General features: G+C 74.5%; 14 protein-coding genes. 1 reads left to right on the forward strand and 13 read right to left on the reverse strand.

Annotated elements, in window-relative coordinates; genetic code table 11:
• Nucleotides 1–136 precede the first annotated feature (136 nt).
• Nucleotides 137–2,866 (forward strand): FtsK/SpoIIIE domain-containing protein, encoded by a 2,730-nt coding sequence (locus tag KSE_RS14260; protein WP_014136017.1) that lies wholly within the window; start codon nucleotides 137–139, stop codon nucleotides 2,864–2,866.
• Between the two features lie 91 nt (nucleotides 2,867–2,957).
• Here KSE_RS14260 and KSE_RS14265 read toward each other — a convergent pair whose 3' ends face one another.
• From KSE_RS14265 to KSE_RS42810, 13 genes are all read right to left on the reverse strand, one after another.
• The gene (locus KSE_RS14265; RefSeq protein WP_014136018.1) at nucleotides 2,958–7,895 is read right to left on the reverse strand and encodes an NAD-glutamate dehydrogenase; all 4,938 of its coding nucleotides are present in this window, start codon (nucleotides 7,893–7,895) and stop codon (nucleotides 2,958–2,960) included.
• Nucleotides 7,896–8,187: 292 nt separating this feature from the next.
• Nucleotides 8,188–9,804 (reverse strand): aldehyde dehydrogenase family protein, encoded by a 1,617-nt coding sequence (locus KSE_RS14270; RefSeq protein ID WP_014136019.1) that lies wholly within the window; start codon nucleotides 9,802–9,804, stop codon nucleotides 8,188–8,190.
• An 83-nt stretch (nucleotides 9,805–9,887) separates the two neighbouring features.
• Complete coding sequence (locus KSE_RS14275; RefSeq protein ID WP_014136020.1) at nucleotides 9,888–10,544, reverse strand: HAD family hydrolase; 657 nt, start codon at nucleotides 10,542–10,544, stop codon at nucleotides 9,888–9,890.
• A gap of 58 nt (nucleotides 10,545–10,602) precedes the next feature.
• Nucleotides 10,603–11,430, reverse strand: coding sequence for an aldo/keto reductase (locus KSE_RS14280; RefSeq protein ID WP_014136021.1), 828 nt, complete (start codon nucleotides 11,428–11,430; stop codon nucleotides 10,603–10,605).
• Nucleotides 11,431–11,463: 33 nt separating this feature from the next.
• On the reverse strand, nucleotides 11,464–12,642 hold the full coding sequence (locus KSE_RS14285; RefSeq protein ID WP_014136022.1) for an MFS transporter: 1,179 nt from the start codon (nucleotides 12,640–12,642) through the stop codon (nucleotides 11,464–11,466).
• A gap of 142 nt (nucleotides 12,643–12,784) precedes the next feature.
• Nucleotides 12,785–14,044, reverse strand: a complete 1,260-nt coding sequence (locus tag KSE_RS14290) for an MFS transporter (RefSeq protein ID WP_014136023.1) — start codon at nucleotides 14,042–14,044, stop codon at nucleotides 12,785–12,787.
• Nucleotides 14,045–14,074: 30 nt separating this feature from the next.
• The gene (locus tag KSE_RS14295; RefSeq protein WP_033258743.1) at nucleotides 14,075–15,331 is read right to left on the reverse strand and encodes an ATP-grasp domain-containing protein; all 1,257 of its coding nucleotides are present in this window, start codon (nucleotides 15,329–15,331) and stop codon (nucleotides 14,075–14,077) included.
• A 43-nt stretch (nucleotides 15,332–15,374) separates the two neighbouring features.
• Complete coding sequence (locus KSE_RS14300) at nucleotides 15,375–16,412, reverse strand: SGNH/GDSL hydrolase family protein (protein WP_014136025.1); 1,038 nt, start codon at nucleotides 16,410–16,412, stop codon at nucleotides 15,375–15,377.
• Nucleotides 16,413–16,483: 71 nt separating this feature from the next.
• The gene (locus KSE_RS14305; protein WP_014136026.1) at nucleotides 16,484–17,107 is read right to left on the reverse strand and encodes a LysE family translocator; all 624 of its coding nucleotides are present in this window, start codon (nucleotides 17,105–17,107) and stop codon (nucleotides 16,484–16,486) included.
• A gap of 23 nt (nucleotides 17,108–17,130) precedes the next feature.
• A complete protein-coding gene (locus KSE_RS14310; protein WP_014136027.1) occupies nucleotides 17,131–18,414 on the reverse strand; it encodes an ATP-grasp domain-containing protein in 1,284 nt (427 codons plus the stop codon).
• 118 nt (nucleotides 18,415–18,532) lie between these two features.
• Nucleotides 18,533–19,780, reverse strand: coding sequence for an ATP-grasp domain-containing protein (locus KSE_RS14315; RefSeq protein ID WP_014136028.1), 1,248 nt, complete (start codon nucleotides 19,778–19,780; stop codon nucleotides 18,533–18,535).
• A gap of 49 nt (nucleotides 19,781–19,829) precedes the next feature.
• The gene (locus KSE_RS14320; RefSeq protein ID WP_014136029.1) at nucleotides 19,830–20,852 is read right to left on the reverse strand and encodes a TauD/TfdA family dioxygenase; all 1,023 of its coding nucleotides are present in this window, start codon (nucleotides 20,850–20,852) and stop codon (nucleotides 19,830–19,832) included.
• A 38-nt stretch (nucleotides 20,853–20,890) separates the two neighbouring features.
• A complete protein-coding gene (locus tag KSE_RS42810) occupies nucleotides 20,891–21,034 on the reverse strand; it encodes a hypothetical protein (RefSeq protein WP_014136030.1) in 144 nt (47 codons plus the stop codon).
• Nucleotides 21,035–21,060 lie beyond the last annotated feature (26 nt).

Consider the following 21,060-nt stretch of genomic DNA (forward strand, 5'->3'; position numbering starts at 1 on the left):
TCCTTGACCTGACTGCCCGTCGGATTCACCATGGCGATGATCGCAAGATCGTCAAATCCGGTACCGTGCGCGGACTGTCCGTCCCGAGTGGCAGGATGGCAGGCACCACACGTGTGCAGAAGGGACCCCGGGCGAGATGCAGATCCGGCTCACCGTCCTTCGACCGCGCGGCGGCCCGGCCTCCCCCGGAAGCTCCGGCGCCACCGACGTCCTGGTCACGGCACCGCCCGGCACCGTGCTCGGCGCCGTCGCCACCGCCCTGGCCGGCGCGGTCGGCGTCCGCGGCGCCCGCTCCGCCACCCACGTCCACCTCTACGACGGAGAACGGCGGCTGGACGAGCAGACCCCGCTCGGCCACCCCCCGCTGGTGGACGGCGCGGTGCTCGCCCTGGGCGAACCCGACCCGGACGCCGAGGGCGGCGACGGGCCGGCCGCCGCCGAGCTGCGCGTGGTCGGCGGGCCCGACGCGGGCGGCGTGCACCGGCTGCACGGCGAGCGGATCCGGATCGGCCGCTCCACCGAGGCCGACGTGCCGCTCGACGACCCCGACGTCTCCCGCCTGCACCTCGCCCTGCACCTGGCCGCCGACGGCCGGGCCACCGTCCGGGACCTCGGCTCCACCAACGGCACCCGGCTGGACGAGCAGTGGCTGCGCGAGGACGCCGCGGACCTCGCCCCCGGCGCCCTGCTGCGGATCGGCGAGTCCACCCTGCAGCTCGCCCCCGCGACGGACCCCGGCATAGCGGCCCGCCCCACCGCGCCCGACGGCGAGGGCCGGATCCGGCTCGCCCCGCGCACCGGCGCCCGCGCCGCCCTCGGCCGCCCCGCCGCGCCCCCGGCCGCCCCCGAGCCCGACCCGCAGCCAGCGGCCGGCCGCGGCGGCCGCTGGCTGCGCCGCGGCAAGGCCGAACCGCCCGCCGACGACCCCGGGCGGCAGCACGACGGCGCCCGGCTCCGGCAGGCCGCCCACCAGCGCGAACGCTGGCCCGACCCGGCCGCCCTGCTGCTCACCGCGCTCGGCACCGGCCCCCGGCTGTGGGAGCGCGGCCCCGACCACCCGGACGCGCTGACCCTCCGGCTCGGCACCGCCGACCTGCCCGGCGGGGCCGGCACCGCCCCCGGCAGCCTGCTGCCCGCCGTCCCGGTCACCGTCGACCTGCAGACCGCCGGCAGCCTCGGCCTGACCGGCCCCCGGCACCGGCTGGCCGGCCTGGCCCGCGCCGTCCTCGCCCAGCTCGCCACCCTGCACCCGCCCAGCGGCCTGGCGCTGGTCGTGGTCGCCGCCGACGCGCCCGCCGGGGACTGGGCCTGGGCCCAGTGGCTGCCGCACCTGCGGCCCGCCCACGGCCAGGGCTGCCGGCTGCTGTTCGGCCTCGGCCCCGAGCAGGCCGAGGCCCGGCTCGCCGAGCTCGCCGCCGCCACCGCGGGCCCGCCCGCCACCGTCGTGCTGGTCGACGGCGACCCCGGCACCGAGGCCGGCCGGCACGCCCTGGGCCTGCTGCTCCGGCAGGGCCCGGCGGCCGGGGTCTTCACCCTCTGCCTGGCCGAGACCCCCGAGGAACTCCCCACCGGCATCGGCGCGCTGGGCCAGGTCACCGGCGAGGTCTCCACCCGGCTCACCCTCGACCGGCCCACCGCCGGCGCCCGCGAGCGCCTCACCGACGTCGCCCTGGACGCGGTCTCCCCCGCCTGGGCCGAGCGGCTCGCCCGCACCCTCGCCCCGCTCGCCGAGGCCGACTCCGCCTCGGCCGCCGGGGCCCCGCCGCGCGGCCCGCTGCCCGAGGCGCTGCGGCTGCTCGACCTGCTGCGCGCCGAGTCGCTCTCCCCCGCCCGGCTCGCCGAGAACTGGCAGTCGCTGCCCGCCGGGGCGGGCGCCGCGGCGGGGCTGCTCGGCACCGCCCGCGGCGCCGACGGCGAGGAGGACTGCGCGGTCGACCTCGCCGAGGACGGCGACCACCTGCTGATCGGCGGCGGCCCCGGCTCCGGCAAGTCCGAGCTGCTGCGCAGCCTGGCGGCCTCGCTGGCGGTCGCCGAGCGCCCCGACCGGCTCGCCCTGATCACCGTCGACGGCGACCACGCGGAGGACGGCGGCCTGGCCGGCTGCGCCGACCTCCCGCACGTCACCGCGCACGTCAACGCCGCCGAGGACCCGCGCGGCGCGCTGCTCGCCGCCGAGCGGATCACCGACGAACTCGCCCACCGCGAGGCCCTGTTCGACGGCCTGACGTTCACCGAGTGGCACACCGGGCGGGCCCTGGCCAAGACCCCGGCGCTGGTCGGCGGCCCCGCCGCCGACCCGGCCGGGCGGGTCCGGGTGGTCGAGCCGCGCCGCTCCCCAGACGCGCCGCCGGCCGACGCCGCGCCGCCCCGGCTGGTCGTCCTGGTCGACGACTACGACGCGCTGCTCGGCCCGGCCTCCCCCGGCGGCCGCCCGCTGGCCCGCGCGCTGGCCTCGGTCGCGGTGCACGGCGCCCGGCTCGGCGTGCACGTGATCGCCACCACCGGCTCGCCCGAGGGCACCGCCGGCACCGAGCTGGACGAGGCGGCCCAGCTGCGGATCGCGCTGCGCACCGAACTGCCCGGCGACTCCGACCTGCTGGTCCACCTGCCGGACGCCGCCGCCCTCCCCGGCGCCACCCCGGGCCGCGGCTACCTCCGCCGGCCGGACGGCGCGGTCACCGCCTTCCAGGGCGCCCGGGTCAGCGGCCGGATCCCCCGCACCGCGACGCTCCGGCCCACCGTCGTCGCCCAGCGCCTGGAGGACCACGGCGCCGCGCCCTCCCCGCGCCCGGTCCGCGAGCTCGGCAACGGCCCCACCGACCTCGCCCTGCTCGCCTCCGCCCTGCGCCGCGCCACCGAGAGCTGAGGGCCGCGCGCCGACGCGCTCGCGGAACGGCCTCGGAACGGCCGAAGGGCCCCGGCGGAGGTTTTTCCGCCGGGGCCCTTCGGTGCGCTCGTCAGCGGCCGTTGCGCAGCAGCGTGCGGATCACGCGCATCGCGACGGAGAGGCTGGAGAGCTCGTACTTGTCCGAACCCCTTATGTCGTCGAGCGTGGTGCGGGCCCGGCTGAGCAGGGTGCCGTTGAGGGCGGCCCAGGCCGAGTAGCGCTCCTCGGGGCTGGAGCCGGCCGGTCCGGCGGCGAGCACGTCGGCGGTGAGGGCGGCGTGCGCGGCGAACAGGTCCTCGCGGATCGCGGCGCGGGCCATCGAGGACCAGCGGTCGGTGCGCGGCAGGTCGATGACCCGGTCGAGCAGGTGGCTGATCTGGAGCCGGTCGCCGAGGTCGTAGTACAGCTCGGCGACCTCCATCACGTCGGTGTCCGAGCGGTCCGCGACGCCGACGATGTCGAGGGTCGGGAACGCGGAGGACAGGCCGGCGATCCGGGTGGCCAGTTCGTCGGGGACGCCGGCCGCGGCCAGCTCCTGGTGGACCGACTCGAACCAGGCCAGGTCCTCGCCGGTGAGCGGCTTGGGCAGCGCGTCCCAGACCTGGTGGACCCGGTCGTGGAAGAACGCGATGGTGTCGGCGATGTCGAGCGGCTGCCGGTTGTTGAGCATCCAGCGGGTGGCGCGCTCGACCAGCCGGCGGGCGTGCAGCCGCATCTTGGTCTGGACCCGGGCGGCGACCCGGTTGTCCAGGCGCTCGACCTGGTCCCAGATCTGTTCCAGGCCGAAGACCGCGCGGGCGGCGGCGTGGGTGCGGGCCACCTCCTCCATGGTCGCGCCGGTCTCCTCGCGGAGCCGGAACGCGAAGGTGCAGCCGCCGCGGTTGATCGTGTCGTTGACGATCAGGGTGGTGATGATCTCGCGGCGCAGCGGGTGGTGGTCGATCTGCTCGGCGAACCGGGCCCGCAGCGCGCTCGGGAAGTACTGGTGGAGCACGTCCCGGAAGTACGGGTCGTCGGGCAGTTCGGTGGCGAGCAGCTCGTCGGCCAGGGTGATCTTGGTGTAGGCGAGCAGCACCGACAGCTCGGGCTGGGAGAGGCCGCGGCCGGCCTGCTGGCGGTCGCGGATCTGCTTCTCGGTGGGCAGGTACTCCAGGGCCCGGTCGAGCCGGCCGTCCGCCTCCAGCCGGTTGATCATGCGGGAGTGCACGTCGACCATGCTGGCGGCCTGGGCGACCGCGTTGGCGAGCACGACGTTCTGCGCGTAGTTGTTGCGCAGCACCAGGTGGCCGACCTCGTCGGTCATCTCGGCGAGCAGGGCGTTGCGCTGCTTGAGCGTCAGGTCGCCGTCGGCGACGACCTGGTTGAGCAGGATCTTGATGTTCACCTCGTGGTCGGAGGTGTCGACGCCGGCCGAGTTGTCGATGGCGTCGGTGTCGATCCAGCCGCCGGCGCCCTGCGGGCCGCCGCTCGCGGCGAACTCGATCCGGCCGAGCTGGGTGCAGCCGAGGTTGCCGCCCTCGCCGATCACCCGGGCCCGGACGTCGCCGCCGTTGACCCGGATCGCGTCGTTGGCCTTGTCGCCGACCTCGGCGTTGGTCTCGGCGGAGGACTTGACGTAGGTGCCGATGCCGCCGTTCCAGAACAGGTCGACGGGGGCCTGCAGGATCGCCTTCATCAGCTCGGCGGGGGTGAGCTTGGCGGCGTCGACGCCGAGCCGCTCGCGGACCTGCGCGGAGAGCTGGATGGACTTGGCGGAGCGCGGGTAGACGCCGCCGCCGGCCGAGATCAGCGACTTGTCGTAGTCGTCCCAGGAGCTGCGCGGCAGGTCGAACAGCCGGCGGCGCTCGGCGAAGGAGGCCGCCGCGTCGGGGTTCGGGTCGAGGAAGATGTGCCGGTGGTCGAACGCGGCGACCAGCCGGATGTGCTCGGAGAGCAGCATGCCGTTGCCGAACACGTCGCCGGACATGTCGCCGATGCCGATGACGGTGAAGTCCTCGGACTGGGTGTCGACGCCGAGTTCGCGGAAGTTGCGCTTGACCGACTCCCAGGCGCCGCGGGCGGTGATGCCCATGCCCTTGTGGTCGTAGCCGGCCGAGCCGCCGGAGGCGAACGCGTCGCCGAGCCAGAAGCCGTACTGCTGGGCGACGCCGTTGGCGATGTCGGAGAAGGTCGCGGTGCCCTTGTCGGCGGCGACCACCAGGTAGGTGTCGTCCTCGTCGTGGCGCACCACGTCGACCGGGTGCACGACCTCGCCGGCCACCAGGTTGTCGGTGATGTCGAGCAGCGCGGAGATGAAGGTCTTGTACGAGGCGATGCCCTCGGCGAGCCAGGCGTCGCGGTCCACCGACGGGTCGGGCAGCTGCTTGGCGACGAAGCCGCCCTTGGCGCCGACCGGCACGATGACGGTGTTCTTGACCATCTGGGCCTTGACCAGGCCGAGGATCTCGGTGCGGAAGTCCTCGCGCCGGTCGGACCAGCGCAGGCCGCCGCGGGCGACCTTGCCGAAGCGCAGGTGGACGCCCTCGACGCTGGGCGAGTACACCCAGATCTCGAAGGCGGGGCGCGGCGCGGGCAGGTCGGGGATGGCCTGGGGGTCGAACTTCATCGACACGTACGAGTGCCGGTGGCCCTCGGCGTCGTGCTGGAAGAAGTTCGTCCGCAGGGTGGCCTTGATCAGGTGCAGGAAGGAGCGCAGGATGCGGTCCTCGTCCAGCGAGACGACCTCGTCGAGGGCGCCGGAGAGCTCTTCGAGGATGCCCTCGGTGAGCTCCTCGCTGCCGGACCGGTGGCTGGGCGAGAGCCGGGCCTCGAACAGGTTGACCAGCAGCCGGGTGGTGTGGGTGTTGTTGCGGAGCGCGTCCTCCATGTAGTCCTGGGAGAACGTGGAGCCCGCCTGCCGCAGGTACTTGGCGTACGCGCGGAGCACGACGGCCTGCCGCCAGGTCAGCTTGGCGGTGAGGACGAGCCCGTTGAAGCCGTCGTTCTCGGCCTCGCCGCGCCAGGTGGCGGAGAAGGTGTCCTGGAAGCGCTCGCGGTCCTCCTCGGTGAGGTCGGTGCCCTCGCGCAACCGGAGGCCGAAGTCGACCACCCAGGCGGTGGAGCCGTCGGTGCGGCGCAGCGCGTACGGGTGCTCGTCGAGGACCTCGACGCCCAGGCGCTGCAGGACGGGCAGCACCTCGGTGAGCGAGATCGGGCCGCCGACCCGGTAGATCTTGAAGCGGCGCTCGTCGTCGCCGGCGCCGACCGGCTGGTACAGGTTCAGCCGGAAGTCGCCCTCGCCGCTGAGCGACTCGATCTGCTTGAGGTCGGCGACGGCGGTGCGCGGCGGGAAGTCGGCGCGGTAGCCGTCGGGGAAGGCGGTGGCGTACTTGTGCGAGAGCTCGGCGGCGCGCTCCTCGCCGAACTCGGTGCCGAGCTGGTCGTTGAAGCCGTCCATCCAGAACCGGGCGGCCTCGGCGAGCCGGTTCTCGATCCGCTCGATGTCGGAGTCGGTGAGCTGCGGCAGCTCGGTGCCGGGGGCGACCCGGATGACGAAGTGCAGGCGGGTGAGGACCGACTCGGTGGCGTACACCGTGTAGTCGATGGTGTCGCCGCCCAGCTCGGTCTTCAGGATCTCGGTGAGGGCGAGCCGGATCCGGGTGGTGTAGCGGTCGCGCGGCAGGTAGACGTACGCCGAGTAGTAGCGGCCGTACTCGTCCTGGCGGAGGAACAGCCGCAGCCGGCGGCGCTCCTGGAGGTACAGGACGCTGGTGGCGATCGACTGGAGCTCGGCGGCGGCGGTCTGGAACATCTCGTCGCGCGGGAAGGTCTCCATGATCTGGAGCAGGTCGCGCCCGTCGTGGCTGTCGCCGGAGAAGCCCGCGCCGGTCATCACCTCCTGCACCTTGCGGCGCACCACCGGGATCCGGGTGACCGACTCGGTGTAGGCGGCGGAGGAGAACAGGCCGAGGAAGCGGCGCTCGCCGACCGGCTCGCCGGCCGCGTCGAACTTCTTCACGCCGACGTAGTCGAGGTAGGCAGTGCGGTGCACGGTGGCCCGGCTGTTGGCCTTGGTGAGGACCAGCAGCTTCTTCTCGTGCGCCTTGGCGCGGACCGGGGCGGAGAGCCGGCCGAACGCCTCGGAGACCGGGTGGTGGTCGGTGTCGTGGCTGAGCGGGTCGGCCCGCAGGACGCCGAGCCCGGTGCCGGCGACGGCCTTGAGCACCTCCTCGCCCTCGTGCTCGACCAGGTCGTACTCGCGGTAGCCGAGGAAGGTGAAGTGGTCGTCGGCCAGCCAGCGCATCAGCTCCCAGGCTTCGCCGACCTCCTGCTCGGGCAGGTGCGCGGGGGGCTCCTCGGCGAGCTCGTCGGCCAGTCGGAGCGCGGAGTCGCGCATCTTCGACCAGTCCTCGACCACCTCGCGGACGTCGCCCAGCACCCGGCGCAGCCCGGCCTCCAGCATCCGCAGGTCCTCGCGGTCGGTCTCGCGGTCGATCTCGATGTGCATCCAGGACTCGACGACGGCGTCGGCCGGCCAGTCGGTGCCGGCGGCCTGCGCGCGGTTGCACGCGTCGACGTCCAGGATCTCCAGCAGCTTGCCGGTGATGTCGCGGCGCACGGCGAGCTGGGGGTGCACGACCAGGTGGATGGCGCGGTCCAGGCGGGTCAGCTCGTTGGTGACCGAGTCGACCAGGAACGGCATGTCGTCGGTGACCACCTCGACCACGGTGTGGCCGCAGGACCAGCCGTTCTCCTCCACGGTCGGGGTGTACACCCGGACCTCGGCGGTGCCCTGCGGGCGCTTGAGGCCCAGCCGGTAGTGGGAGGCCGCGGCCCCGTAGACGTCGACCGGGTCCCGGCTGATCAGGTCCTCGGGGGCGGTGTGGAGGTAGTAGTGGTGCAGGTAGGCGGCCAGAGCACCGTTGCTCAGGCCCTCCCCCGGCGCCGCTCCCCCCACCTGGCTGTTCTCAGCGGCTGCTGCTGCTTTCCTGAGCAGGTCGGCCTTGGCTGCGTCCAGCTTGGTCTGCATGGCTGTTTGGCTCCCGTCGCGCGCCGTTGCGTGACTCGGTGATGACTGTGGGTGCACCGCCGGGCCCCGTCGGCAATCCTCCCGTACACGAGGGGTGAAAAGCGCTCACGGCACGCATGAGTCGCGTTCCGCCCGGGTACGACAGCACGTTTGGCCTGCCTGACCGATAACCGGCGACGCCGTCAGCCTAGCCTGACGAAACGAAGGTGTCAGGGGACACGGAGGAGCAATCCCGCAGGAAGACCGGGTCTTCCTGGACACCTTGTCCAATGCCCCCGGCCTGGGCCGTCCGTCATTCGGGTGACCACTCCATGTGCGGGTGGACGTAGTCGGTCGGCGGGATGAACGTCTCCCGGACCGTCCGGGCGGCGGTCCAGTGCGCCGGGTCCCGGGGCGGCGCCGGGGCCGCGGACGGGTCGCCGTTGACCCGCAGGTCGCCCGTGCCGAACCCGGACCGGGCGACCGCCACCGCGATCGCCCGCCGGTCCCGGGCGAACACCGCGCCGCCGCCGGGGGCCTCCCGGGCGGCCCGCTCCAGCGCCTCCTCCCAGTGACCGTCGCCGTACACCCGCACGGCCAGCACCGGGCCCGGGAGGTCGGCGTACCGCCCGGCCCGCCCGGCGGCGTCCTCCCCGGCCGCGCCGAGCAGCACGGTCGGCCGGACGAACCAGCCGATCGCGTCGTCGTACTGGCCGCCCGCCGCCGCCACCACGCCCGGGTCGGCCTTCGCCCGCTCGATCGCGCCGACGGCCCGGGCGTACGCCGGGGCGTCGACCAGGGCGCCCAGGAAGGTGCCCGGGTCGGTGACGTCGCCGACCGGCAGCTCGTCCACCTCGCCGAGCAGGTCGTCCCGGACCCGCCGCCACAGCCCCTCCGGCAGGTACGCCCGGGACAGCGCCGACCGGCCCTGGCCCTGGTGCTCGAAGGCGCCGCGGATCAGCGCGGTGCGCACCGCCGCCGGGTCCGCCGACGGGTGGGCGAGCAGGAAACCGGGGGCGTCGGCGGTGCCGGCGATCCGCGGGTGGCCGCGGTAGCGGGCGATGTTCGCCCCGACCTCCCGCCACAGCCGGCGCAGCCCCGCGGCCGGGCCGGCGAAGTGCGCCCCGGCCAGCGCCGGGTCGCGCAGCAGCGCGCCGGTGGCCGCCGGGCCGTCGCCGGGCAGCAGGTTGACCACGCCGGGCGGCAGCCCGGCCTCCTCCAGCAGCAGCAGCGTCAGGTGCGCGGCCGGGGTCTGGGCCGGGGCGGGCCGCCACACCACGGTGTTGCCGAGCAGCGCGGGCGTGCCGGACAGGCTCCCGGCCGCCGCCGTGGAGTGGAACGGGGTGAGCGCGCAGACGAAGCCGTCCAGCGGGCGGTGCTCGGCCCGGACCCGGCCGCCGGGCACCGGGCGGGACCGCCCGGCGAGCAGCCGGCCGGCGGCGTGCGCGTCCTGCCGCCAGGCGTCGGCCAGCGCGCACGCGTCGGTCTCGGCCTGCCGGACGCTCTTCGACTGCCCGAGCATGGTCGCGGCCACCAGGGTCTCCCGCCACGGCCCGGCCAGCAGGTCCGCGGCCCGCAGGAACACCGCCGCCCGCTCCTCCGCCGGCAGCCGCCGCCAGCCGTCCGCCGCCGCCAGCGCAGCGTCCACCGCGGCCCGGGCGTCGTCCGCCGTCGCCTCGCCCAGCACCCCGAGCACGCTCGCCCGCCGGTCCGGCCGGACCACCTCCACCCGGACGCCGCCGCCGAGCCGGCGCTCGCCGCCGATCACCGCCGCCAGCGAGACGGGCGGCGCCCCGGCCCGCTCGGCCAGCCGGGCCGCCAGCCGGGCCCGCTCGGCACTGCCCGGCGCGTACCCGAGGGCCGGTTCGGGGGCGGGGGCGGACCCGGGGGCGGGTTGGGGGTCGGCGGCGGGGTCGTCTTCGGTCGGCATGGTCGGGGTGCTCCACGGGGTCGGACGGGCCGGTACTCTCCCCCACCCTGGTCGCGCGCCCCCGCCACCGCGCCGTGACACGCCTAGCGGGTGAGCTCCTCCGCCACCGCGACGGCCTCGGCGAGCGAGTCGACCACCGGCACGCCGAGGTGGACCAGCTTCTCCCGGGTGTGCGAACCCCCGGTGTACAGCACCGACTTGATGCCGGACGAGAGCGCCGCCTCGGCGTCGTCCGCGGCGTCCCCGATCAGCACGGTGCGGCCGCGGTCGATGCCGGCGCCCAACGCGTCCAGGTGCAGCGCCAGGTGGCCGGCCTTGCGGCCGCCGGACTCCCCGCGCCGGCCGTCGACCCGGGTGAAGTACCGGGTGATCCCGAACGCGTCGACCGCCGGAACGAGCTTGTCGTGCCCGTACATCGACAGCACCGACTGGCTGCGCCCGGCCTCGTTCCACCCGGCGAGCAGCCCCTCGACGCCCGGCGTCAGCCCGCAGTCCGGGAACAGCTCGCTGTACTTGGCGTCGAACGCGTCGTCCAGCACCGTCCACTCGCCCGCGGTCGGCACCCGGCCCATCAGCCGCTCGTAGAACCGCGGGATCGGGATCTCGTAGTGCGCCCGGTACTCCTCCAACGTGATCGGCGCGAGCCCCACCGTCGCGAACGCGGCGTTGCTGGCCCCGACCACGGCCGCCATGTCCGACAGCAGGGTGCCGTTCCAGTCCCAGACTATGTGTGTACGCACGCGGCAAGGGTACGCGCCGGACCGCCCGTGGCGGTCCGGCGCGTACCCGGCGCGAGGGTCAGTTGAACTGGTCGGGGTCCGGGCCGGTGCGCAGGCCGCGGTCGCCGGCGGCGATGGCGGCCATCTCGGCGTCGGTGAGGGTGAAGTCGAGGACGTCGAGGTTCTGCCGGATCCGGGCGGGGGTGACCGACTTGGGGATCACCACGTTGCCGAGCTGCAGGTGCCAGCGCAGCACCACCTGGGCGGGCGACCTGCCGGTGCGGGCGGCGGCCGCGGTGATCGCCGGGTCGTCGAGCACGGCGCCCTGGGCGAGCGGGCTCCAGGCCTCGGTGGCGATGCCGTGGGCGGCGTCGAAGGCGCGCACCTCGGCCTGCTGGAGGCCGGGGTGCAGCTCGACCTGGTTGACGGCGGGGACGAGGCCGCCGGCCTCGATCAGCCGGGTCAGGTGCGCGGGCTGGAAGTTGGACACGCCCGCGGCGCGCAGCCGGCCGTCGGCGACCAGCTTCTCGATCGCCCGCCAGGACTCGGCGTACAGGTCGCGGGCCGGGGTGGGCCAGTGGATCAGGTACAGGTCGGCGTACTCCAGGCCGAGCTTGTCGAGGCTGGCGTCGTAGGCGCGCAGCGTCGCGTCGTAGCCCTGGTCGGCGTTCCACAGCTTGGTGGTGACGAACAGCTCCTCGCGCGGCAGCCCGGACGCGGCCAGCGCCTTGCCGACGCCGCGCTCGTTGCCGTAGACCGCGGCGGTGTCGATGCTCCGGTAGCCGGCCTCCAGGGCGGCGGTGACGGCGGCGGTGGTCTGCTCGTCGGGGACCTGGAAGACGCCGAAGCCGAGCTGCGGCATCTGGACGCCGTTGTTGAGGGTGACGGTGGGGACGGTGGTGCTCATGTCGCTTCTCCGGTAGGGGGGTTGGGGGCGGTCTCAGTGCGCGGGCACGGGGGTGCGGGCGAGCGCGGGGGCGCGGCGCTCCAGGGCGGCCGAGACCAGGGCCAGCACCAGCGCGGAGCCGGCCAGCAGGGCGCCCACCCAGTTCGGGGCGGTGTAGCCGAGACCGGCGCTGATCACGGCGCCGCCGAGCCACGCGGCCAGCGCGTTGCCCAGGTTGAATGCTCCGATGTTCACGGCCGAGGCCAGCGTCGGCGCGCCGTGCGCCTGGTCCAGGACCCGCTTCTGCAGCGGCGGGACGGTGGCGAAGCCGAGTGCCCCGATCAGCAGCAGGGTGGCGGCGGCGGTGACCCGGTTGTGCGCGGTGACGGTGAACAGGGCGAGCACGGCGGTCAGTCCGCCCAGGGTGGTGAACAGCATCGGCATCAGCCGGCGGTCGGCGAACCGGCCGCCCAGCAGGTTGCCGAGGAACATGCCGAGGCCGAGCAGCACCAGCAGCCAGGTCACCGCGCCGGCCGAGAAGCCGGCCACCTCGGTCATCATCGGCTTGATGTAGGTGATCGCGGCGAACACGCCGCCGAAGCCCAGCACGGTCATCCCCATCGCCAGCACGACCTGGGCGTTCTTGAACGCGGCCAGTTCCCGCCGCAGGTGCGCGCCCTCGGGCCGGGGCAGTTCGGGCACCAGCCGGGCGATGCCGAGCAGGCCGACCACGCCGAGCGCGGCGACGGCGGCGAAGGTGGCCCGCCAGCCGACCTGCTCGCCGACGAAGGTGCCGAGCGGCACGCCGACGATGTTGGCCACGGTCAGGCCGGTGAACATGGTGGCGATCGCGCCGGCCTTCTTGTCGGGCGCGACGAGTTCGGCGGCGACCACCGAGCCGATGCCGAAGAACGCGCCGTGCGCCAGTGAGGCGACGATCCGTCCGGCGAGCATCGCGCCGAAGCCGGGGGCGAGCGCCGACAGCAGGTTGCCGGCCGTGAACAGCACCATCAGCAGCATCAGCATCCGCTTGCGGCTGATCCGGGTGCCGAGCACGGTCATCAGCGGCGCGCCGACCACCACGCCGACCGCGTAGCCGGTGACGAGCAGGCCCGCGGTCGGGATGCCGACGCCGAAGTCGGCCGCGACCTCGGGCAGCAGGCCCATGATCACGAACTCGGTGGTGCCGATCCCGAAGGCCCCGATGGCCAGGGCGAGAAGCGCGAGGGTCATGACGCGGACCTCCAGGTGATTGCCGTTGCGCCTTACATGCTTCGACAATAGTTGCACGCGCAGACACTTGCAAACGCATGAACTTGCGAACGCAAAGACCCCCGCTCCACGAACCGGAGCGGGGGTCGGACGGCAAAAACGGTCAGGGCGCGCCCGCCCGGCGGTGCGGGGAGCAGAAGACGACCGTCCAGCTCAGCGAGAGCACGGCCGCGCCCGTCCACAGCACCGCGCGGATCCCCACCGTCTCGGCCAGCACGCCGCTGAGCACCGAGCCGATCGCCAGCGAGCCGGTCAGCAGGAACCGGAAGGTGGCGTTCATCCGGCCGAGCAGGTGGGCGGGCGTGGCCTGCTGGCGGAAGGTGACCTTGACGACGTTGTCGGTGCCGACCTTGAACGTCATCAGCAGGTAGGCGGCGCCCGCGGCCCACAGCATCGGCCCGCGGTCCAGCAGCGGCAGCACGAACCCGGCGGGGGCGACGCACAGCCCGACCAGCCACATGCTGCGCCCGGCGCCGAGCCGCCGGCCGAGCCGCCGGGCCGCCAGCGAGCCGAGGAAGACGCCGAGCCCGGCCATCGCCAGGAAGGTGCCGAAGGCGAACTCCGACAAGCCCAGCTCGCGGACGAACAGCACCGGCAGCACGGTCACGATCATCTGCAGGGCCATGTTGGTGAGCGCCCCGTCGAGCGCCAGCGGGCGCAGCATCGGGTGGCCGAGGACGAAGCGGGTGCCCTCCAGGATCTCCCGGCCCAGGTGGGTGTCGGGGCGGCGTTCCGGCTTCGGCTCGGAGGCGCGGACCCGGAGCAGGCAGAGCGCCGACCACAGGTAGGTGACCGCGTTCAGGGCGACCGCCAGCGGCGCGCCGAGCAGCTGCACCAGGTAGCCGCCGGCGCTGCGGCCGGCCACCTGGTTGACCGCCTGCATCCCGACCAGCTTGGCGTTGGCCTCGCCGAGCAGTTCGCGGCCGACGACGTGCGGCAGGAAGCTCTGGTTGGCGACGTCGAAGAAGACCGTGGCGAGCCCGGAGAGCAGCACCACCGCGTACAGCTGCCCGATGGTGAGCGCGTCCAGTGCCCAGGCCACCGGCACCGAGCCGAACAGCAGCGCCCGGACCAGGTCCGCGGTGATCTGCAGCCGCCGCTTGCGCATCCGGTCGGTCCAGGCCCCGGCGGGCAGGCCGATCAGCAGGAAGGCGGCGGTGCCCAGCGCGGCCAGCGCGCTGACCTGGCCGGGCGAGGCGTCGAGCACCGTCACGGCCAGCAGCGGGACGGCCAGGTAGCTGATCTGGGTGCCCAGGGTGCTCGCGGCGGAGGCGGCGAAGACCTGGCGGAACGCCCGGACGCCGAAGGCGGAGGCGGCCGGGGCGTCCTCCCGCCGTTCCGGGCCGGCTGCGGTGGTGGTCATGGCGAGGGTCCTTCAGTGGGTGGGCGGGGGTCAGGCGGTGCGGAAGTGGATCTTCTGCTCGGTCTCCAGGCAGAGCGCCTCGGCGTCGGCCGCGTCCCGCCCGCTGGCCAGCACGTAGCCGGAGCTGCAGTCGGCGAGGGTGTTCAGCGGGGGCACCGTGTCGCCGGGGTTCTTGGCGACGACCGCGCCGATCTCCAGGGCGGCGAGTTCGGCCAGCAGCGGGAGGTAGACGCCCTCCAGCTCGCCCGGGGCCAGCCGCTTGACCAGCGCCGGGTTGTCGGGGTCGACGGCGACCTCGCGGATCACGCCGGGCGTGGGGGTGAAGAACCGGATGGCCGCGCCGCCGACCGGCTCGGGCGGAGCGGCCGGCAGCTCCTCGAGGCCGAGCGGCACGGTCAGCATCATCCGGGCCAGGTCCGGGCCGTAGGCGCGGCGGACGAGTTCCGGCAGGGCGTGGCCGCCGAGCCGGGCGTGCGACTCCAGCACCCGGGGGCCCTTCGGGGTGAGCACGAACTCGCTGTGCGAGGGGCCCTCGACCAGGCCGACGGCGTCCAGCAGCCGGACGGTCAGCTCGCGCAGCGCGTCCCAGTGCGGGGCGGCCACCCGGCTCGGGGTGGAGACCGCCCACTCGACGTGCCGCTCGTTGACCTGGTACTCGGAGCAGCCGATCGGCAGGTGCCGGCCGGCGTGCGAGAAGGAGTCGACCGAGACGACCGGGCCCTCCAGGTACTCCTCGGCGAGCGCGACGGTCAGCCCGTCGGCGGCCATCGCCCGCCAGGCGTCGGCGACCCCGGCGGCGTCCTCGGCGCGGTGGACGTGCCGGCTGGCCGCGCCGTCGACCGGCTTGAGCACGATCGGTCCGCCGACCTCGGCCAGGAAGGCGAGGGCCGCGTCCGGGCCGTCCACCACCCGGTGCAGGACCGGGCTGAGGCCGTGCCGGTCCAGTGCCCGCCGGGTCAGCGCCTTGTCCTTGAGGGTGCGGGCGGTGTCCTCGCCGACGCCGGTGAGGCCGAGCGCGTCCACCACCCGGCCGACCGCGACGCCGGCCGGCTCGGAGGTGGTCAGCACCCGGTCGAAGGGCCGCTGCGCGTGCAGCGGCCGCAGCACCTCCAGGATCGCGGCGCCGTCGGTGATCGGCGCGTGCACGATCCGCTCGCAGTGCGCGGCGATGGACGGCTCGTACAGGCCCTCCTCGTGGACGAGCACCACGTCGATGCCCAGCTCCTTGGCGCCGGCGATCGGGGCGGGCCGGCCGCCGACCCAGGCCACGCGGAATGCTCCGGTCACGGTGTCCTCAACTCTCGTTCTGGTACGGGGTGGTGGCGGTGGGTCAGGAGAGGTCGAGCTGCTCGGCCAGGATCCTGGCGACCAGGTCGTAGCCCTGGTCGGTGTAGTGGGCGCGGTCGACGTAGACCCAGTCCCGCTCGGTGACGGCCGCGGCCACCACCGGGTTCAGGTCGAGGAAGCCGATGCCGCGCTGCTCGCAGCCCTCGGCGAGCCGGTCGGCGAAGGCGCGGGCGACGGCCGGGGTGGAGATGTCCCCGTACAGCGCCTCCCAGGTGCCGAGCTTGGAGATCCGGTCGATCTCGTCGAAGAGCAGCTGCTCCTGGGGGGCGTGCTTGTCGCGCATCCACAGGGCCATCGGCTGGAGCACGTAGGTGATCCGGGCGGTGGGCGCGAGGAGCTTCCAGCTCTCCAGGTGGCGCAGCGTCAGCTCGGCGGCGGACTCGATCACGCTCGGGACGTCGCGGCGGACGTCGTCGTGGGTGGAGATGGTGGGGCGGCGGCCGCCGCCGGAGCGGAACCCGCCGCGCTTGGCGGCCTTGCGGTTCTCGGCGCGGAGCTCCTCCATCTTGTCGTAGTACTCGCCGCAGAACCAGAACGCGCCGTGGTCGCCCTGCTGCCACTCGGGCAGCCGGCCGACCGTCAGGTCGTTGAGGCCGGAGAAGACCACGACCTCGTCGATCTCCGGGAGCAGGTGCCGGTAGAGCGTGAAGAGCAGCAGTTCCTGGGTGGAGTTGTAGCAGCGGCCGCCGAAGTTCAGCCAGGGCGCGGAGGGCGCGTGCTCGGTCCACAGCCGGGAGGCGAGGGTGGCGGCGTCGGTGGTGGCGCCGATGCCCATCACGGTGGAGCTGCCGGTGATGATCCGGACCGGGCCGTTCGCGGGCAGGTTCCCGGCGGCGGAGGCGGTCGCGCCGTCCGGGCCGTGCGAGATCCGGAAGCCGGCCCGGTCGGTGTTGATCACCTCGGAGCGGTAGTCGGCCCGGTGGTAGTACATCAGGTAGGGCAGGTAGCGGGCCTCGCCCCGGTCGTCGAAGCGGGCGTACTCCTGGAGCTGGGGGGTGAGTTCGTCGCGGTGCAGTGGCATGGGGTGCGGGTCCTTGGATGGTGGTGGGACGGGAAGGGGAGCGGGGGCGGGGACGGGGGCGGAGGCGGGGTTCAGGCGGTCGCGACCCGGACCGCGATCGCGGCCAGGGTGGCGCCCATCACGAGGCGCTGGATCCGCAGCCAGCGCGGGCGGTCCCGCAGGAAGGCGGCGATCGCCCCGGCGCCGAACGCGATCAGCCCGTTGACGGTGAGCGCGATGGAGATCTGGACCAGCCCGAGGACGAGGCTCTGCCCGGCGACCGAGCCGCGCGCGGGGTCGGTGAACTGCGGGAGCACCGAGAGGTAGAGGATCGCGATCTTCGGGTTGAGCAGGTTGGTGACCAGCCCCATCGTGAAGAGCTTCAGCGGCGGGTCCGGCGGGAGCGGCTTGGGGGCGAAGGCGTTCACCCCGCCCGGCCGCAGGGCGTTGAAGGCCAGGTAGCCGAGGTAGAGCGCGCCCGCGTACTTGACCGCCGCGTAGACGCCCGGCACCAGGGTGAAGAGCGCCGCGATGCCGGTGACGGCGGCCAGCAGGTAGGCGAGGAAGCCGGCCGCGACGCCGAGCAGCGAGAACAGCCCGGCCCGGCGGCCCTGCACGATCGACCGGGAGACCAGGTAGATCATGTTGGGCCCTGGGGTGAGGACCAGGCCGAGCGCCACCAGGGCGATGCCGGCCAGGGAGCCTGCGCTGACCATCGGTGGGTTCCCTTCCGCCGCGGTCAGCGGTCCAGGCCGCAGGCGGCCCTGGACCTCGGTTCGCCGTCCCGGTCGGGGACGCACTCCAGCCGGACGGCGGCGGCGGTCGCGGTGACCGCGTCGCGGACCTCCGCGGTGCTCGCGCCGCGGAACCGGAACCGGGCGCCGACGTGCTCGTAGCCGCCGATCCGCGGCATCGCGTAGCCGGGCTCCGGGACGACCTGCGCGTAGGCCAGCGCCTCGGCCCGGTCGGCGCCGTGCACGGCGGTCACCGTGCACGGCGCCGGGACCGGCGAGGAGACCAGCAGCCAGCCGCCGACCCGGCCGCCCGGCCGCGGCGCGGGCTCCGGCAGCCGGGGGGCGCGGCCGAGCTGGACGGCGGCGGCCGCGGCCATCAGGTCGACGCCGTGCACCTCCCGCCAGACGAACGGGATCTCCGCGCCGCCGACCCGCCAGCCGGCCTCCAGGAAGGTCACCCGGACGGCACCGGCCCCGCCGTCCGCCGGGCCGGCGAACACCTCCAGGTGGAACACCCAGGGCTGCCGGCCGCCCAGCGCCTCGGCCGCGGCGGCGGTGAACTCCCCGATCGGACCGAGCAGTTCGGGGTCGTCCTCCTCGACCGAGCCGAGCGCCGTGCCGGCCCCGAACCCGGCGCAGGTGTTGACGTACCGGGAGGCGCGCCACGGGCCGAGCGCCTCGCCCGTCCACAGCCCGTCCACGTGGTAGATCGGGTCGCCGCAGTACGTCTGGACGATCCGGTCCTCCGGCTCCAGGCCCTCCAGCGCGGGCAGGTCGTCCGGGGAGTCGAGCCGGAGCACGCCGCGGCTGGCGGTGCCGCGCCGGGGCTTGACGATCAGCGGCCAGCCGTGGGTCTGGGCGAACTCCTTGACCGCGGCCGGGTCGGGGGCGTCGGCGGACTCCGGGGTGCGCAGCCCGGCGGCGGCGACGGCCCGCACCATGACCAGCTTGTCGCGGAACGGCGCGAGCCCGGCCGGGTCCTGGCCCGGGCAGCCCAGCCGGGTGCGCAGGTCGGCCGCGGTCTCCAGGTCGCCCTCGTTGAGCGCGACCACCCGGGCCGGGGCGCCGAAGCGGACGGCCAGCGTGTCCGCGGCCGCGGACACCTCGGCCGGGTCGTCGGTGGCCCGGACGGTGACGGTGCCGGCGGCGGCCGCCGGGACCGACTCGCGCCCGAGGCCGGTCGTCACGTAGGTGACGTGGTGGGTGCGGTGGTCGATGTAGTCCTCGTAGCGGGCGTGGTGGTCCCGCCAGCGGTGGATGACGAGGATGTGCGGGAGGAGGGCGGTCACGGCTTTCCGATCTCGGGGCCTTCGCAGGGGCAGGGGCGGGGAACGGCACGGGCGGGGTGCGGGTGCGGGTGCGGGTGGCCGGCGGGGGTTCCGGCCACCCGCGGTCGGGGGGCGCGGGTCAGACGGTGCGGAAGCGGATCCGCTCGTTGACCGCGTCGCACTTGGCGACCGCGTCGTCCGCGTCGGTGCCGGAGGCGATGACGTAGCCGGAGACGCAGTCCATGACGGTGTTCAGCGGCGGGACGCTCTCGCCGGGGTTCTTCGCGATGAAGGCGGCGACCTCCAGCGGGGCGAACTCGTCCAGGTGCGGCAGGAACACCTGCGGGGTCTCGCCCTCGGGCTGGCGGCGCAGCTCGATGTCGAGGGCGGGGTCGACCTCGATCGCCTCGATGGTGCCGGGCTCGGGGGTGAAGAAGCGGACGGCCGCGCCGCCGATCGGGTCGGGGGAGGTCGCGGGCAGGGTGTCGATGCCGAGCGGCACGGTGAGGAACCACCGGTTGAGGTCGCAGCCGAAGGCGCGGCGGACCAGTTCGGGGGCGCCGCTGCCGGCCAGCCGGGCGTGCGACTCCAGGACCCGGGGGCCCTTCGGGGTGAGCACGAACTCGCTGTGCGAGGGGCCCTCGGTGAGGCCGACGGCGTCGAGCAGCCGGACGGTCAGCTCGCGCAGCTCGGTCAGGTGCGGGGTGGCGTAGCGGCTGGGGGTGGAGACCTCCCACTCGACGAACCGGTCGTTCATCCGGTACTCGGAGTAGCCGATCGGGACGTGCCGGCCCTCGAAGGAGAAGGAGTCCACCGAGACGACCGGGCCCTCCAGGAACTCCTCGGCGATCACCGAGGTGACGCCGTCGGCGGCCAGCCGCTCGAACGCGGCGGCGGCCTCCTCGGGGGTGCCGGCCGGGTGGATGTGCAGGCTGGCGACGCCGTCGGCGGGCTTGAGGACGATCCGGTCGGCGAGTTCGGCGGCGAACGCGGCGGCCTCCTCGGCGGAGCGGACCGTCCGGTAGCGGACCGGGCTGAGGTCGTGCTTGTCGAGCAGTTCGCGGGTGAGCGCCTTGTCCTTCAGGGCGCGGGCGGTGGCCTCGGTGACGCCGGGCAGGCCGAGCGCGTCGACCACGAAGCCGGTGGACTCGCCGGCGAACTCGGTGGTGGTGATGACCCGGTCGAACGGGCGCTCGTCGTGCAGCGGCTTGAGGACGTCGAGGATCGCCGGGCCGTCGGTGATCGGCGCGTGCACGATGCGCTCGCAGTGCACGCCGATGGCCGGGTCGTAGGCGCCCTCCTCGTGGACCAGGACCACGTCGATGCCGAGTTCCTTGGCGCCGGCGATGGGTGCGGGGCGGCCGCCGACGACTGCGATGCGGAACATCTCTGCTTCTCCTTCAGGAAGTTGGGGACTGCGAGGGGGTGAGGGTCGGCTAGCTGGCGTAGCAGCGGCGCAGCCAGCGGGCGGTCGGGGCCGGGTCGGGGGTGAAGGCGCGCCGGCGGTGGACCACCCGGTAGTTGTCGAAGACCAGGAAGTCGCCGGTCTCCAGCGTGAAGGCGGCTCCGTGCACCCGGCCGAGCGCCGTGTGGAAGGCGCGGACCTGCTCGTCGGTGGCCGGGTCGGTGCCCCGGGTGGTGCCCGCGTCGTAGCGGGCCCGGTTGCGCCCGGCCTCGTCGCGGTCGAACAGGGCGGTGCCGTCGAGGAGTTCGGGCGCGTCGGGGAAGTCGTTCGAGTCGGGCGCGCCGACCACGAACCCGGGCCGTTCGAGGGCCCGCAGCAGCGCCGGGTCGAGGTGCCGGACGACCTCGTCGACCGCGGCGACCTCGGTGGGCACCCGCTCCTCGTTGCGGACGGTGTAGAAGGTCAGGTAGCGGGGCACGTAGCCGCGCGGGTCGGTGCCGGGCTCGCCGAAGGGCAGGTGCGGGTTGTCGGTGTGCCAGAAGAACTCGGAGTCGGCGCCCCAGGAGCTGGTCGCGCCGGCCGCCTCCGGGTTGGGCACGACGTTGCGGATGAGCCGGCCGCGGTTCTCGTAGGCCACCGCGTACGGGGTCATCCCGAGCAGCTTGACCAGCCCGAAGTGCAGGGCGTTGACCAGCGGGAGGGCCGACTCGTCCCCGTAGCCGTGGACCGGGGTCGGGGGGAAGTGCTGGGTGGGGAGGTTGCTCAGTTTGAGGACGTGGCGGCCGTCGAGGCGGAAGGCGTCGAGGGCGTCGAGGACCTGTCCGGGCAGGTGGCGGCGGAGCACGTGGGCGCCGATGCCGGACAGGATCGCCTGGTTGTCGTCCGAGTCGAGGACGGAGGCGGAGGTGCGTTCCGCGATCTCCTTGGCGATGACGTCGCGGACCCCGTCGTCGAGGCGGTGGTGGGTGATCCGCAGGGCGTCCGCGGCGTCCGCGGCGGCCTCGGCGTCCGTGGCGACCTCGGCGCCGGGTGCTGCGAGGAGGGATTCAGTCATGGTGTCATTCCGGTCGGGTCGAAGTCGGTGACGACGGCTCACCTGCGGACAGGAGCTACCGCCCAGTAGGAGTCCGCGTCCTTGCGGAGGCGGCGGGTCATCGGGTCGCCCAGCAGCCGTTGGGCGAGCCCGACCGGGGTGACGATCAGGAAGTAGGCGAGGAACAGCAGGGGTTTCTTCACGGGTCCGTCTCTCGTGGCGCGTCGCG

The organism is Kitasatospora setae KM-6054, assembly GCF_000269985.1.
GTDB lineage: Bacteria > Actinomycetota > Actinomycetes > Streptomycetales > Streptomycetaceae > Kitasatospora > Kitasatospora setae.